Annotated in this window: 15 protein-coding genes; 12 read left to right on the top strand and 3 right to left on the bottom strand. The window is 59.6% G+C overall.

Annotated elements, in window-relative coordinates; translation table 11 throughout:
- The first annotated feature begins 46 nt into the window (after positions 1-46).
- The 10 genes from cyoE (at position 47) to BM234_RS05865 (ending at position 8,963) form a co-directional block, all read left to right on the top strand.
- Complete coding sequence (cyoE, locus tag BM234_RS05910; RefSeq protein WP_092061746.1) at positions 47-991, top strand: heme o synthase; 945 nt, start codon at positions 47-49, stop codon at positions 989-991.
- Entirely contained in the window at positions 988-1,173 is a 186-nt protein-coding gene (locus tag BM234_RS05905; RefSeq protein ID WP_092061743.1) for a hypothetical protein, read from the top strand. Before cyoE ends, BM234_RS05905 begins: the two co-directional genes overlap by 4 nt.
- The gene (locus BM234_RS05900; protein ID WP_092061740.1) at positions 1,173-1,754 is read left to right on the top strand and encodes a cytochrome c oxidase assembly protein; all 582 of its coding nucleotides are present in this window, start codon (positions 1,173-1,175) and stop codon (positions 1,752-1,754) included. The genes BM234_RS05905 and BM234_RS05900 overlap by 1 nt, the downstream gene beginning before the upstream one ends.
- Positions 1,755-1,775: 21 nt before the next feature.
- Positions 1,776-2,576 (top strand): cytochrome c oxidase subunit 3, encoded by an 801-nt coding sequence (locus BM234_RS05895; protein WP_092061737.1) that lies wholly within the window; start codon positions 1,776-1,778, stop codon positions 2,574-2,576.
- A gap of 89 nt (positions 2,577-2,665) precedes the next feature.
- Positions 2,666-3,337 (top strand): SURF1 family protein, encoded by a 672-nt coding sequence (locus tag BM234_RS05890; protein ID WP_092061734.1) that lies wholly within the window; start codon positions 2,666-2,668, stop codon positions 3,335-3,337.
- Positions 3,338-3,341: 4 nt separating this feature from the next.
- Positions 3,342-4,730 carry a threonine synthase gene (gene thrC / locus BM234_RS05885; RefSeq protein ID WP_092061731.1) on the top strand — a complete coding sequence of 463 codons (1,389 nt, stop codon included), beginning with the start codon at positions 3,342-3,344 and terminating at the stop codon, positions 4,728-4,730.
- Complete coding sequence (locus BM234_RS05880; RefSeq protein ID WP_092061728.1) at positions 4,727-5,989, top strand: M16 family metallopeptidase; 1,263 nt, start codon at positions 4,727-4,729, stop codon at positions 5,987-5,989. The genes thrC and BM234_RS05880 overlap by 4 nt, the downstream gene beginning before the upstream one ends.
- Positions 5,989-6,573, top strand: a complete 585-nt coding sequence (locus BM234_RS05875; protein ID WP_092061725.1) for a GNAT family N-acetyltransferase — start codon at positions 5,989-5,991, stop codon at positions 6,571-6,573. The genes BM234_RS05880 and BM234_RS05875 overlap by 1 nt, the downstream gene beginning before the upstream one ends.
- A gap of 95 nt (positions 6,574-6,668) precedes the next feature.
- Positions 6,669-7,496: an MBL fold metallo-hydrolase gene (locus tag BM234_RS05870; protein ID WP_092061722.1), complete on the top strand. Its 828-nt coding sequence runs from the start codon at positions 6,669-6,671 to the stop codon at positions 7,494-7,496.
- 51 nt (positions 7,497-7,547) lie between these two features.
- On the top strand, positions 7,548-8,963 hold the full coding sequence (locus BM234_RS05865; RefSeq protein WP_092061719.1) for an FAD-binding oxidoreductase: 1,416 nt from the start codon (positions 7,548-7,550) through the stop codon (positions 8,961-8,963).
- Between the two features lie 129 nt (positions 8,964-9,092).
- Here the strand turns inward: BM234_RS05865 and BM234_RS05860 are convergent, their stop codons facing one another.
- Positions 9,093-9,632, bottom strand: a complete 540-nt coding sequence (locus tag BM234_RS05860) for an adenine phosphoribosyltransferase (protein ID WP_092061716.1) — start codon at positions 9,630-9,632, stop codon at positions 9,093-9,095.
- A 463-nt stretch (positions 9,633-10,095) separates the two neighbouring features.
- Here BM234_RS05860 and BM234_RS05855 point away from each other — a divergent pair, with 463 nt between their 5' ends.
- Entirely contained in the window at positions 10,096-10,848 is a 753-nt protein-coding gene (locus tag BM234_RS05855; RefSeq protein WP_092061713.1) for a hypothetical protein, read from the top strand.
- Here the strand turns inward: BM234_RS05855 and BM234_RS05850 are convergent.
- The gene (locus BM234_RS05850; RefSeq protein WP_092061711.1) at positions 10,845-11,717 is read right to left on the bottom strand and encodes an S-methyl-5'-thioadenosine phosphorylase; all 873 of its coding nucleotides are present in this window, start codon (positions 11,715-11,717) and stop codon (positions 10,845-10,847) included. The genes BM234_RS05855 and BM234_RS05850 overlap by 4 nt on opposite strands.
- 177 nt (positions 11,718-11,894) lie before the next feature.
- Between BM234_RS05850 and BM234_RS05845 the strand changes: the two genes are divergently transcribed.
- Complete coding sequence (locus tag BM234_RS05845; RefSeq protein WP_217645953.1) at positions 11,895-13,517, top strand: SulP family inorganic anion transporter; 1,623 nt, start codon at positions 11,895-11,897, stop codon at positions 13,515-13,517.
- On the opposite strand, the gene BM234_RS05840 is transcribed toward BM234_RS05845, so the two are convergent.
- Positions 13,514-14,689 carry a TIGR03862 family flavoprotein gene (locus BM234_RS05840; protein WP_092061708.1) on the bottom strand — a complete coding sequence of 392 codons (1,176 nt, stop codon included), beginning with the start codon at positions 14,687-14,689 and terminating at the stop codon, positions 13,514-13,516. The two genes, BM234_RS05845 and BM234_RS05840, sit on opposite strands and share 4 nt — an antisense overlap.
- Between the last annotated feature and the right edge of the window lie 145 nt (positions 14,690-14,834).

The following is a 14,834-nucleotide window of genomic DNA, read 5'->3' as shown; positions in this document are numbered from 1 at the left end:
AGAGCAAAGGGTGCGCATCGGTCGCGCCCGGCCAGCGGAGACAGCGATGAGCGACGCCAGCATTGATACAGTGGTCCAGCGTGGAGAAGGTTCCTTCGGGGACTACTTCGCCCTGATGAAGCCGCGCGTCATGTCGCTTGTCGTATTCACCGCGATGGTCGGCCTCCTCGTCGCACCGGTTTCTGTTCATCCCTTCGTTGGCTTCTGTTCCGTCCTTTTCATCGCGATCGGAGCAGGCGCGTCCGGCGCGCTGAACATGTGGTGGGACGCCGATATCGACGTCATCATGCGGCGTACGTCCTCACGTCCAATTCCTGCGGGCAAGGTCGCGCCTGATGAAGCGCTTGCGCTTGGAGTTGCTTTGTCTGGCTTCGCGGTTGTCATGCTTGGGCTGGCGGCGAACTGGGCCGCCGCAGGGCTTTTGGCATTCACGATCTTCTTTTACGCGGTCGTCTATACGATGTGGCTCAAGCGCTCCACGCCCCAGAACATTGTTATCGGCGGTGCCGCGGGCGCTTTCCCTCCGATGATCGGATGGGTGGTCGCGACCGGGTCGGTGAGCATCGAGGCAATCTTGATGTTTGCGCTTATCTTTGTCTGGACGCCGCCGCACTTCTGGGCCTTGGCGCTCTTCATGAAGAGCGACTATGACAATGCTGGTGTCCCGATGCTGACTGTGACGCATGGTCGCCGTACAACGCGCCGCCATATCTGGGCGTACACGCTGCTGCTCGCCGCATTGGCGATCGGGATGGGCATGACCTCAATCGGTGGTCCGTTCTATCTCGCAGTTGCTGTGGTCCTGAACGCGATGTTTGTCCTTGGGGCTTGGAAGATTCTGCGCCGAGACGAGGCCGATGCGGAAACTGACGGCTATGCTGTCGAAAAATCCTTCTTCCGCCTCTCCTTGATCTATCTCTTCCTGCATTTCGGAGCGCTCTGGGTAGAGGCGATCCTGCGCAGCTTCGGCTACGGTGGGTGGCCCGCATGAACTTCCCCCGTCAGCATGACCTCCACAAACGTCGCATGGGCCGCAACTTCGGCGTAGGCATCGTCCTGCTGGGCTTTGTCGTGATTGTCTTTGGCTTGACCGTCGTGAAGGTGACGCGCGGTGAGCCGATGCAGGCGTTCGATCACGTATCCCGCCCTGAGTTGACGGAGCCGGTCAACTGATGGCTATGGACGCGAAAACCAGAACGGTGGCGCGCCTTGCTGGCGTGGTCCTGTTGATGGGCTCCCTCGCTTGGGCCTCGGTTCCGCTTTACAATCTCTTTTGCCGCGTCACGGGCTTTGGTGGCGTCACGCAGGTGGGCGCAGGCTCCGACGAGATCCTTGAGGATACCATAACCATCCGTTTCGAAGGCTCTCTGGAACGTGGAATGCCCTGGCAGTTCAAGCCTGAGGTCCGCCAGATGGAGTTGCGTATCGGAGAGACTGGTCTTGCTTTTTACGAAGCCCACAACCCAACTGACCGACCCATCGCCGGGCAGGCCAGCTACAACGTGGCCCCGTATCAAGCCGGTGGGTTCTTCACCAAGATCGACTGTTTCTGCTTTACCGAGCAGGTTCTGCAACCCGGTGAAACCGTGCGCATGCCGGTGACTTTCTACGTCGATCCCGAGATTGTCGACGACCGCGAAGGACAGTACATTCACACGATCACCTTGGGCTATACCTTTTACGAAATCGACTTGCCCGAGACGGAGCAGCAAGCGGCTTTGCCGATTGACGCTTCTGAAACAGGCTTAAACTGACCGCACCATCGAGGGACAATCATGGCGCATGAAAAGAACCACGACTATCACATCCTGAACCCCTCCATCTGGCCTCTTCTCGGGTCAGTCGCCGGCTTTGTCATGCTGTTCGGCGCGGTTCTGTTCTTCCATGGCAGTGGCCCTTGGGTCCTGCTGATCGGATTCGTCGGCGTTGCCTACACGATGTTTGGATGGTGGTCCGAAACCGTTGCCGAAAATCAGGCAGGCGATCATACGCCGGTTGTCCGCATCGGCCTTCGGTACGGCTTTATCCTGTTCATCATGTCCGAAGTGATGTTCTTCGTCGCTTGGTTCTGGAGCTTCTTCAAACACGCTCTCTATCCGATGGGACCGGACAGCCCTGCAAAAGACGGCGTTTGGCCGCCGGCGGGAATCGAAACCTTTGACCCGTTCCACCTGCCGCTGATCAACACGCTCATCCTGCTGTGTTCGGGATGCGCCGCGACGTGGGCTCACCACGCCCTCGTGCACGGGAACAAGCGGGACGAAATCAAGCAAGGTCTGACACTTGCGGTTGTTCTGGGGATTTTCTTCACGATCCTGCAGATCTATGAATATGGGCACGCAGCCTTCGGATTTTCCGGAAACATCTATGGCGCCAACTTCTTTATGGCGACCGGGTTTCACGGCTTCCACGTTCTTGTCGGGACGATCTTCCTCTTCATCTGCTTGATGCGGACCTATCGGGGCCATTTCACCCCCGAGAACCACGTCGGCTTTGAGGCGGCAGCATGGTACTGGCACTTCGTGGATGTCGTTTGGCTCTTCCTCTTCGCTGCTGTCTACATCTGGGGCGGCTAAGGCGCGGTCGGTTTGCGGTTGAACACCTGCAGAGAAACCCGATAAAGCAAAGCGCGCCCCGGCGCGCTTTTCCTTTTGTGAGGACCTCGTTGAGACGACTGATCATACCGCTGATTTTCGGCCTTGTCGGGGTTGCGATTCTCGTGTCGCTCGGGATGTGGCAGGTGCAGCGACTGGCGTGGAAGCAGGGCGTTCTGGCCGAAATTGAGGCCCGCATATACGATGACCCTGAGCCACTGCCCGACCAACCCAATGTGCAAGATCATCGGTATCAGCCTGTCGCCTTGCGGGGCACGCTCGGTGCGCGGGAAGCTCGTGTTCTGGTATCGGTGAAGTCGGTTGGCCCCGGTTATCGCATCATCTCACCGTTTGAAACCGAGGATGGTCGGCGCATCCTTCTGGATCGTGGGTTCGTACGGGCCGCACAGAAGGACGCCCCTCGCTATTCCGGCCCGCTCAGCGTCAGCGGCAATCTCCACTGGCCCGATGATCGCAATTCGTCCACGCCCGAGAACGATGTGGAAGACAATACATGGTTCGCGCGGGATATTGACCAACTCGCCGAGAGATTCGACACCGAAGACGTTCTGGTGGTCGCGCGAGAAGCGTCGGAAGATACAAGCGTCACGCCCCTCCCGGTGGATACCGCCGGCATCCCCAATGATCACTTACAATATGTCGTCACGTGGTTCGGCCTCGCAGCCGTTTGGTTTGCTATGAGCTGTTACCTGTTGTGGCGCCTTGCGCGGAAAGAGACTTGAACCCATGCAGTATATTTCCACCCGCGGGAAAGCCCCGGAATTGAACTTCGAGCAGGCCATGCTCAGCGGGCTGGCCCGTGACGGCGGTCTTTATGTCCCGCGAGACATTCCGAAAATGAGCCATGGCGATATCGCCGCTCTTGCCGGGCTATCCTACGAGGAGGCTGCTTTCCGCGTGATGTGGCCCTTCCTCGGGGAGAGCTTCACCGAGGAGGAGTTTCGGGGCTGCATCGAAAGGGGGTATTCCGGTTTTGGCCATGATGCCCGTGCGCCGCTCAAGCAGCTCGGCCCAAACCACTTCTTGCTGGAGTTGTTCCACGGACCGACACTGGCGTTCAAAGACTTCGCCATGCAGCTTATCGGGCAGTTGTTCCAGACGGCTTTGCAGCGATCGGGGGAGCGTGTGACGATCGTGGGGGCGACCTCCGGCGATACCGGGTCGGCCGCGATCGAAGCCTTTCGAGGCCTCGATAATGTCGATGTGTTTATCCTCTATCCACATGGCCGCGTTTCGGAAGTGCAGCGCCGCCAGATGACAACACCGACCGAAGACAACGTACATGCCCTCGCTCTTGATGGGCATTTCGACGATTGTCAGGCCCGGCTGAAAGACATGTTCAACCACTTCGAGTTTCGTGACGAGGTCCGCCTCGCGGGGGTGAACTCAATTAACTGGGCCCGGGTTCTGGCTCAGGTTGTCTACTATTTCACCTCCGCAGTAAGCCTCGGCGCACCGCACCGCGAAGTAAGTTTCACCGTTCCGACCGGGAATTTCGGAGACATTTTTGCAGGCTACATTGCCAAGCGCATGGGATTGCCCATCCAGCGCCTAGTGGCCGCGACGAACCAGAACGACATTCTCCATCGCTGCATGAGCACCGGCGAGTATCGCACTGACGAGGTGATCCCGTCGATCAGCCCTTCTATGGATATTCAGGTCAGCTCGAACTTCGAACGTGCGCTTTTCGATGCCTACGACCGTGACGGGGCTGCTGTGGGGCAATTGATGGATGAACTGCAATCTGGTGGGTTCTCTGTCAGCCAAGGCGCCTTGCAGGCATTGCGAGAGACATTCGCCTCTGGCCGAGCGTCCGAGGACGAGACGCGCGCGACCATCGAAAGAGCGCGGACCCGGATGGGTGAGTTGCTCTGTCCGCACTCAGCGGTCGGCGTCAAGGTGGCCGAGGAGCAGCAGATCGGAGAGATCCCGATGATCACGCTCGCGACCGCACATCCCGCAAAATTCCCCGACGCCGTCGAGGCCGCGACAGGTATCCGCCCCGGGCTTCCTCCGCGAATGTCGGACCTATTTGAGCGCGACGAACGTTTGACTCGTGTAACGAATGACCTCGAAGCCATCGAGACCCTTATCAAGGAGCGCATTGCCAAGTGACCGTACAGACCCATACCCTCGACAACGGATTCCGTATCGTCACCGAACAGATGCCCGGCCTGCAATCGGCCGCTATCGGCGTATGGGTGACCGCTGGGGGCCGTAACGAGCGCCGTGAGCAGAACGGGATCGCGCATTTCCTCGAGCATATGGCCTTCAAGGGCACGAAGACTCGGACAGCGCTGCAGATCGCCGAAGCGATCGAAGATGTCGGTGGCTACATCAACGCCTACACCAGCCGCGAGGCGACGGCCTATTACGCCCGCGTGCTACAGAATGACGTGCCGCTTGCTTTGGATGTCATCTCCGACATCCTTCTGAACCCCTTGTTCGAGCAGAGCGAAATCGAGGTAGAGCGTGGGGTGATCTTGCAAGAGATCGGACAAGCACTCGACACGCCGGATGACGTGATCTTCGACTGGCTGCAGGAAGAGGCCTACCCCGAGCAGGCGCTTGGCCGTACCATCCTCGGTCCTGTTGAACGCGTTCGCGGCTTTTCCCGCGAAGACCTCACCGGGTTCGTGTCAGAGCAGTACGGACCGGAGCAGATGATCCTCGCCGCGGCAGGCGCGGTTGATCACGATGCGTTGGTCAAAGCGGCTGAAAAGCTGTTTGGCGGCTTGACCCGTGGCAAGAGCACGGCGCAGGAGCCAGCAAGGTTTCACGGGGGTGAGCGGCGTGTCGTCAAGGATCTCGAACAGGCGCACATGGCGCTCGCGTTCGAAGGGCCGAACTACCGCAACGCCGAAATCTATACGGCTCAGATCTACGCCACGGCCCTCGGGGGCGGGATGTCCTCGCGGCTCTTTCAGGAGATTCGAGAGCGGCGCGGGCTCTGCTATACCATTTTCGCCCAAGCCGGCGCCTATGCCGACAGTGGCATGATGACCATCTATGCGGGCACATCCGAGGCCGAGGTGCCGGGATTGGCCGACATCACCATGGATGAGATCCGACGCGCCGCTGATGATATGAGCGCGGAAGAAGTCGCCCGCGCCAGAGCGCAGATGAAGGCGGGGTTGCTTATGGGACTTGAGAGCCCGTCGAGCCGTGCTGAACGGCTCGCACGGATGGTTCAGATCTGGGACAGGGTGCCCACCGTGGAAGAAACCGTAGAGTTGATAGACGCGGTGACCACCGGCGATGTGCGCGACTTTGCGGCCCGAACGGCAACGCAGTCTCCCGCTGCTTTGGCTCTCTACGGCCCCGTGGCACGTGCGCGCGACCTTGATGCGCTCAAGGCCCGGCTCGCAGCCTGATGCTCTTGCCCCGTCGGAAGTTGCGGATTGAGACGGAGCGGATGACGCTTCGTCCGCCTCAACACGGCGATTTTCGCGCGTGGGCCACGCTCCGTTCCCACAGTCGGGAGTTTCTCACACCGTGGGAACCCACTTGGGCGCCCGATCATCTGAGCCGCAAGGCGTTTACGAACCGGGTGTATTGGTCCAGCCGAGCTGTGGGGCAGGGCACGGCTCTACCGGTCTTCCTCATCCGCCGCGAGGATCAATTCCTGCTCGGGGCCATCACGCTCGACAATATCCGGCGTGGGCCTGCGCAGGCCGGAACGATGGGGTACTGGATCGGGGAGGCGTTTGCGCGGCAAGGTTACATGCGCGAAGCGATTGATGCGCTCGTCCATTACGCCTTTCAGACGTTGGACCTCAGTCGGATCGAGAGCGCGTGTTTGCCGGAGAACGCTCCATCGCGCGGCGTGCTGGAAAAGTGCGGCTTCAAATACGAAGGCGTCGCGCAAAGCTATCTGCAGATCCATGGGCGTTGGCGCAATCACGTGCTCTATGCCAACCTGCGCGGCGATAGGCGCGGGCGCACCGAAACCGCCTGATCTCTAACCGCTTCACGCAAGGGTGAACTGCGGGACTCGCAGTGGTGGTTACTTGGCGTCAATTTTGAGTATCCTCTTCCGAAGGAGGATCTCCAATGGCCCGTTTCATCTTTGCTCTGATCGCCGTTTGCCTTGCGCTGCCTGCTTTGGCCCAAGAGCGACGACCAAGCCATTGCATCGCCATAGCGGATGCAGCGCCCGAGTTGCGCTATGTGCATAAAGCCAGCTTTCGCGATCCGGTGCCTGAGTATTCCGTTCGGATTTCCTACATCGACCACTCGATGTTCCTTGTGCAGACCGAGGGCGGGCTTTCGGCGGTAACAGATTACAACGGCCATCTCGGAACGGCGGATTTTATCCCCGATGTCGTCACCATGAATCACGCCCACTCCACTCACTGGACGCCCTTCCCGGATCCCGCGATTGCCAACGTGCTTCGTGGCTGGCCGGAAGAGGGGGGTACGATGGCCAATCATCATCTGGAATTGGGCGAAATGCTGGTGCGCAACGTGCCAACAGACATTCGCAGCGGCTATGGCGGGGTCGAGACGAATGGCAATTCCATTTTTGTCTTTGAGGTGGGCGGGCTGTGCGTCGGCCATCTTGGGCATCTGCACCATGAGCCAAACGCCAATCAATATGCGGCCTTGGGCAGGTTGGATGTGGTGATGGCGGCTGTGGATGGCGGCTCTACTGTCGATCTGCCGACGATGATACGAATCCTCAAGCGGCTGAAAAGCTCTGTAGTCATCCCGATGCACTGGTATGGGCGGGGCACGCTCGACTACTTCTTATCGGGCATGGCGCAAGATTTCGACGTCGTGGATGAAGGGGCGAACAGCCTCGTTGTTTCTCTTCGTACCCTCCCGGATCGTCCCACAGTACATATCCTGCAACCGCAACGACTGCGCGACGAGGGTTGAACTCTCCCCCGTGTCGGTCAAATTCGTGTAAGTGCCGAAGGGGGAGAATTCATGCCACTTGTATCCGTATCGGATCGTCATCGCGACGACCTCGCCGAAAGACTTCCCGCTGCGGTTTTCCGTGACATTACGCCTGCCTATCTCGAAGAGCCGAGAGGGCGCTACAAGGGCGAGGGTGGTCTTCTGCTTGCTCCCAGCAGCGCCGCGGAGGTTTCCACGATCCTGCGGTATGCCAACGCCGAGAAACTCGCGGTCGTTCCCTATGGAGGAGGCACCGGGCTTGTCGGCGGGCAAGTGGCCGAAGGTGGGACGATCCCGATCATCCTGTCTTCAGAACGCATGACCGCCATCCGGGAAGTTCTACCGAACGAGAATGTGATGGTCGTTGAGGCGGGCGCCATCCTTCAGGATATCCATACGGCGGCCGAAGCGGTTGACCGGCTCTTTCCCTTGTCCCTCGCGGCCAAGGGGTCTGCCCGGATCGGCGGGAATCTGGCGACGAACGCAGGGGGCCTGAACGTCTTGCGGTATGGGAACGCGCGACGGCTCTGCCTTGGGCTGGAAGTGGTTTTGCCCACCGGGGAGGTTTGGCACGGGCTTACCCGCCTTCGAAAGGACAATACTGGTTACGACCTGCGGGATCTTATGATCGGCTCCGAAGGTACGCTGGGGTTCATCACAGCTGCGGCATTGGAACTATTTGCCCAACCCGCCGAGCAGGGCACGGCGTTTCTTGTAGTCGAGAGCCCCGTCGCGGCGCTCCAGCTCTTGCAACTGGCGCGTGATCACGTGGGCGAGGGGGTCAGCGCGTTCGAGATCATCCACCGCCAAAGCTTTGACTTCCTCTCCGAAGCATTGCCCCAACTGCGTCTACCTTTCACGGCCCATCCCGAGTGGTCGGTCCTTTTGGACCTTGGCCTTGGCCGCGGATCAGATACTACCGCGGCCCTGGAAGCCATATTCCTGGATGCCACCGAGGCGGGCCTCGTCCGCGACGGGCTGATCGCAAGGTCAGAGGCGCAGCGCTCGGATTTCTGGGCAGTCCGAGAGAACATTCCAGCGGCCAACCGGCATATCGGTGCGATCAGCAGCCACGACATTTCCCTGCCGCTGGGGGCGATTCCCGAGTTCATCGAAAGGGCAGGACCAGCCTTGGCCAAAATCGCGACGTATCGGATCAATTGCTTTGGCCACGTCGGTGATGGCAACCTGCACTACAACGTCTTTCCCGTGGCTGGACGAAGCAGGGCCGAGCACGAATCGGAGCGGGCCGATATCAAGCGGACCGTACACGACATCACGCATGCGCTCGGTGGATCGGTAAGTGCCGAGCATGGCATCGGGCGGTTGAAGGTCGAAGATCTGGAGCGGTACGCGGACCCAACCAAATTGCTCGCCATGCGTGCCATCAAGTCAGCTCTCGATCCCGATGGGATCATGAATCCGGGCGTCATACTGCGAACCTAAAGGAAACGCCCCGCCCGTTTCACAGGCGAGGCGCTTGGGTCGGTCCCCGTTCGATGGACCGTATTAGGTGCCGCATCCCGGTCGGCAAGGTTACTTTGCTATGAACCGGTTAAGGAATCCCTAATGGGATCAGTGGCCGTCGAATTCGCAGAGCGCGTGAACATCCATGCCAAGAGCCTCAAGACGGGCACGACCGCCGAGGTCGGGCAAGTCGATCACGAAGGCACAGCCGACGATCTCTCCACCGAGACGTTCGACGAGCTTTATTCCCGCCTCCGCCGTGCCGCCAGTGGCCAAAAGGTCATCAACCACCAAGATTTTCTCGCCCGCGATGATGGCGTCGTCGTGAACCTCCACGATCGCTTCGCCGTATTCGAGCTTATAGTCTTGGCTGATGGTGGTGCCGGGGAGTTTGCCCTTTTTCCGTATGGGAACGAAACCCACCGAAAGCTGATGGGCGATGGCACCGCCCAGAATGAAGCCCCTCGCCTCAAGGCCAACAACCTTGTCGATCCGTTCGCCGGCATAGGGGTGAAGCATCTGGTCGATCGCCATTCGAAAGCCGCGCGGATCGGCGAACAGCGTAGTCACGTCCCGGAACATGATCCCTTCGTGCGGAAAGTCCACGATGGTGCGGATGTAGTCCTTGACGGTTTTGGTGTTGGGCATGGAACGGCTCCAGTTTAGCGACCAAAGTTCGGTTTGGCGTATCAAGCGCCACCGTGCAAGCTTTTCGAATCGCAGTACGCAACGCGCAGAGGGTGCCTGCATGGTCGCCAGCCAGTTGGCCGAGAGCGAGGGGATACACGCTTGATGGAAGCGATAGCAAAGACACCGTGAGGTAGAAGTTTCACGAACTCACTCACTTTGCATCTTGCAAAACCTGTCTTTCAGCGGCCTCCGAAACCTGCCAATTCGCAGGTTAACGTTACGTTAACCAATCCGCGCGGCGATTATGCTATGGTCCACCCATTGTATCCCGTAATTTTTTTGAGGTTCCCAATGAAACGATTTCTGTGCGTAACCGGTGTGCTGCTTTTGCTGTCTGTGCAATCTGCTGCTGCCGTGACTTGCCCCGCCACCCACTTTGTTTGCGGTAATCTCTGCTGCCCAAGCAGCTAGGGAGAGCGTCATGTTCAAAAAAATTGGAATAGCCGCCGCAGGCTTGGTGGTGTTCGTTCTTTTGGCGATTTGGTTCGCCGACATCACGCCAAAGGATATTGCCGCTGCGAACGCCTTTACCTCCGCGCCCGGGGCACAGCCCCTCAGCGCGGGTGACGTGGTCGTGCTCAAGAAAGGGGGCGGGCTGGCCAAGCTTTGCGATGCAATTGTAGACCCGTCTGACATTGAGATGCAGGACGCCGCAGATGTCTACTATAATCGGGCCTCCCGCTACGTTCACTGGGCCGCGGCCATATCGAGCCGATTCGGACTGGTTGATGAGGACAAGATTTCCGCAGTGACCGAATTGGGCGGTTTGCCCTTTGTTGGTGGCACGAGCAGCCTGACGCGACGGGTGTTTGAGTACAACGATCAGAAGAATTGCGAGTGCGACACCGCCCGATCCATGTCATTCGGAGAGCGGGTCTGTGTTGTCAGCGCCTCGCTCATAGAAACCCGCGAAATGCAGGTGATGCAAGACGGGGAGCGTATAACCCGGCCGGTTCGGCGGGCGCTTGGGGTCCAGCTTCGGCGCCATCCGGTATTCGTCCCACCTGAGACCTATGAGAGCTGCAATGTGCCTTACACCGAAGCGGCTAAGATCGCGGAACAGCAACTCTGCGAAGATGACGGATGGCCCTCCGATGTACGGGTTCGGCGCTATTTCAACCTGATCGACCGCCGCCCGCTTCCGCAATCCATCTCGGTCCCGAGCGATTCCTAAAGAACGCGCCCGGCTACGGCATCGAGACGCGCCACAAGGTCAACGTCTCGCTTCTCCGGAGCTGTCATTATGGCAAACTCCAGCGCGCGGTCACATCCATGGGGGCAAGGTGCACGGTCCTTCCCAAGGAGCGCGGGCAAGCGCTGAACCAACTCGCGGCCCTTGTCCGCGTTGCCCGAGAGGGTGCGGATAATCTCGTTGATATCGACCGCGCCGTGCTCGGGGTGCCAACTGTCGTAATCGGTGATCATCGCCACGGAGGCATAGCAAAGCTCGGCTTCGCGGGCGAGTTTCGCTTCGGGCATATTGGTCATTCCAATGACATCGCAGTTCCAGACGTCACGATAGAGCTTGGATTCTGCGACCGAAGAGAATTGTGGACCTTCCATGCAAAGGTAAGTGCCTCCGCGATGAACCGTGATGCCAGCATCCCGCGCGCTCGCCTCGCAGGCTGCGCTTAACCGCTCGCAGGTGGGGTGAGCCAAGGACACATGCGCCACAAGGCCTGTCCCGAAGAAGCTTTTCTCGCGGGCAAAGGTTCGATCAATGAATTGATCCACGATCACGAAATCACCCGGTGCCATGTCCTCACGGAAACTGCCGCATGCCGATACGGAAATCACATCGGTGACCCCGATCCGCTTCAGCGCGTCGATGTTGGCGCAGTAAGGTACCGTGGAGGGCGAATGCACATGCCCGCGCCCATGACGAGGCAGAAAAGCCATCGGCACTCCGTCGAGCCGTCCGGTCAGGATCGAATCCGACGGATCGCCCCAGGGGCTTTCCACCTCGATCCAGCTTGCCCCTTCGAGCCCGTCAATCTCATACAGGCCAGAGCCGCCGATCACCCCGATCATCGTGTCCGTCATGCTGGTGTCTCCTTGATCCTGACACGGTCTTTGTGCCTTTGCCCTGTCACAATAGCAACGCAGGAGCGTGCGTTGCGCAACACACATCGAACCTTCCCGCTTCCGCGTCTGGTCAATCACGCCGCAATGCCGTAAGGCGCATCCAAACCCCCAAGATACAACATACGAGAAAAGCCATTGACCCGAGTCCTTCTGGCCTCCGTAGCCAACCGTCTTGTCAACGATCTTCGCTGGATGCCCGGTGAACCGCTCACCGTTGGCCGCATGCGCATCGAACTACTTTCCGGCCTTACCGTTGCTCTGGCGCTGGTGCCCGAAGCGGTGGCCTTTGCTTTCGTCGCAGGTGTTCACCCGCTCGTCGGCCTTTATGCGGCCTTCATCGTTGGTTTGATCACGGCCGTCTTCGGCGGACGGCCAGGGATGATCTCCGGCGCAACCGGGGCCCTCGCGGTCGTCATGGTGAGCCTCGTTGCACAACACGGCGTCGAATACCTCTTTGCGACCGTGGTCCTGATGGGGCTGCTGCAAATTTTTGCGGGCGTCATGCAGTGGGGGAAATTCATTCGGCTAGTGCCACATCCCGTCATGCTTGGTTTCGTGAACGGGCTCGCCATCGTCATTTTTCTGGCCCAGCTTTCGCAGTTCAAGGTGCCGGGATCCGTTGAGGTCACGGGGCACGGCACTGGTGGGGGCGAATGGCTGTCGGGCATCCAGCTATGGGTAACGCTCGGTCTTGTCGCGCTTACAATGGCACTGATCTGGGTCACGCCGCGCATCACCAAAGTCATCCCGGCACCGCTGGCGGGTATTGGCATCGTCGCTGCTGTCGTGATCGGGTTCGGCCTCGATGTGCCGCGCGTCGGTGATATGGCATCAATTCAGGGCGGGTTGCCTCCGTTTCACATCCCCATGGTTCCACTGAACTGGGAAACCTTTGAGATTATCCTCCCCTACGCAATCATTCTTGCGGCGATCGGCCTGATCGAAAGCTTGCTTACGCTCAACCTCGTCGGCGACATCACAGGCCAGCGCGGTGGCGCAAGTCAGGAATGCGTCGCGCAGGGCGTCGCCAACACGGTAACGGGGTTCTTCGGTGGCATGGGGGGCTGCGCCATGATTGGTCAGTCCATGATCAACGTGAAATCGGGTGGTCGCACGCGGATCGCTGGCGTTGCCGCCGCATTGTTCCTGCTGATCTTCATTCTCTTCGCTTCGCCTGTGATCGAACAGATCCCGCTCGCGGCGCTCGTGGGTGTCATGTTCATGGTGGTGATCGGTACCTTCGCGTGGAACTCCTTCAAGATCCTGCGCAAAGTTCCTCTCGCGGATTCCCTCGTCATCATTCTGGTCACTGTTGTAACCGTTCAGTATGACCTTGCGATTGCCGTCGTAGTCGGGGTGATCGTCTCCGCGCTGGCCTATGCATGGAATAACGCGAAGCGCATCCATGCCAAGGTGGAGCACGAAGATGGTGCCAAGGTCTACAAGGTTCAGGGCCCGCTCTTCTTTGGATCGTCTGACGGCTTTGCCGAACTTTTCGACGTGACCGGCGACCCGGAGATCGTGATCGTCGACTTTGCCGATAGCCGTGTGGTCGATCAATCCGCATTGCAGGCGATCGAGGCTATCGCCGGCAAGTACAACGCGGCGGGCAAGCGCATTCAACTACGACACCTGTCGCGGGATTGTCACCGGTTGCTGTCCAAGGCCGGGCACCTCATGGTCGATAGTGACGATGATCCAGATTATGGGCTCGCGGTGAACTATTCCGTTCGAACCGGAGTGCTCGGGTCCCACTAGGCCCTGAGACGGCGGGCCGCCGCATGGCCCGCCTGCCGCCCCGTCGCAAGACAGGCCGACAGCAGATAGCCCCCCGTTGGGGCCTCCCAATCAAGCATCTCACCTGCACAAAAGACGCCGGGGATCGCCTGAAGCATCAACCCGTCATCAAGCGCATCAAAGCGTACACCGCCCGCCGTTGAGATCGCTTCATCCATGGGTCGCGGACCCTCATGATCTACAGGAACTCGTTTTAAGAGCGCGGCGAGCGCTTCTGTGCCTGTGGGCAGGGGGGATCCTTCCCGTGCAAGCGCCAACGCCGCAGGTGACAGTTTGAGCGTCTTGCGCAAGTGGTTGGTGAGTGTTGTCTTACCGCGAGGACGGGCAATCCGCCGGACGACATCGTCTGTCGGTAGGTCCGGCAGCAGATCAATATGGAGCGCTGCGCCCTCACGTATATCGCGGAACACGGTATAGATCCCGCCGCCTTCCAGCCCGTGCTTCGATATGACGATCTCACCTCGCGCTCGGGCACCGCCAGCGCTCAGCGCAATGTTCTTGAGGGGGGCGCCGAAGTGGCGAGTCATATGCTCCGACCATTTCACGTGCAGTCCCGCGTTGGCGGGCTGGAAAGGCGCAACGGGAATACCCCGTGATTCCAGAATTTTGGCCCAGCCGCCGTCCGATCCAAGGCGTGACCAACTCGCGCCGCCAAGCGCCAGAACACACACCTCAGGGTGCAGGCTTTGCGCGCCTTCCGGGGTTTCGAACGAGAAGCTCCCGTCCTCCAGACCGGACCACTGCCAGCGCGTCCTGCGTTCTACACCCAAGTCATCAAGGCGCTGGAACCAAGCCCGAAGCAGCGGTGAGGTTTTCATGGCTTTCGGAAATACACGGCCCGTAGAGCCGACGAAGAGTGTTTGACCAAGTCCCTCGGCCCAGTCGCGTAAATCGGCTGGACCGAATGCCGTCAACGCAGGCAGGAGGGGCGCAGTGGCTTCTCTGTAAGCCGCGTGAAAGGCATCCGGGTTCTCTTCCTTTGTGAGGTTGAGGCCCGATTTCCCTGCCATCAGGAATTTGCGCCCCATCGTTGGCATTCTATCGACCACGAGAACGGAAAGCCCGGCTTTCCCCATCACCTCTGCCGCCATGAGGCCTGCGGGGCCGCCGCCAATGACCAATGCCTGTACCATGCCCTGTCCTTTACGACTGCCGCCGCGAACTATTGGCCCTAGGGGCCAAGATTTACAAGCGATCCGGCGGCTAAGAGAGAGGGGCGTATGCGCAGGGGCCAATCGACCTGTTTCGGCTCGAACGCAACGCAGTCCCGCCATCGGA

Origin of the sequence: Poseidonocella pacifica (assembly GCF_900111875.1) — a bacterium.
Taxonomy (GTDB): Bacteria; Pseudomonadota; Alphaproteobacteria; order Rhodobacterales; family Rhodobacteraceae; genus Poseidonocella; species Poseidonocella pacifica.
Note: the sequence above shows the minus strand (reverse complement) of the source record. Positions and strands in the feature narration are given on the sequence as shown.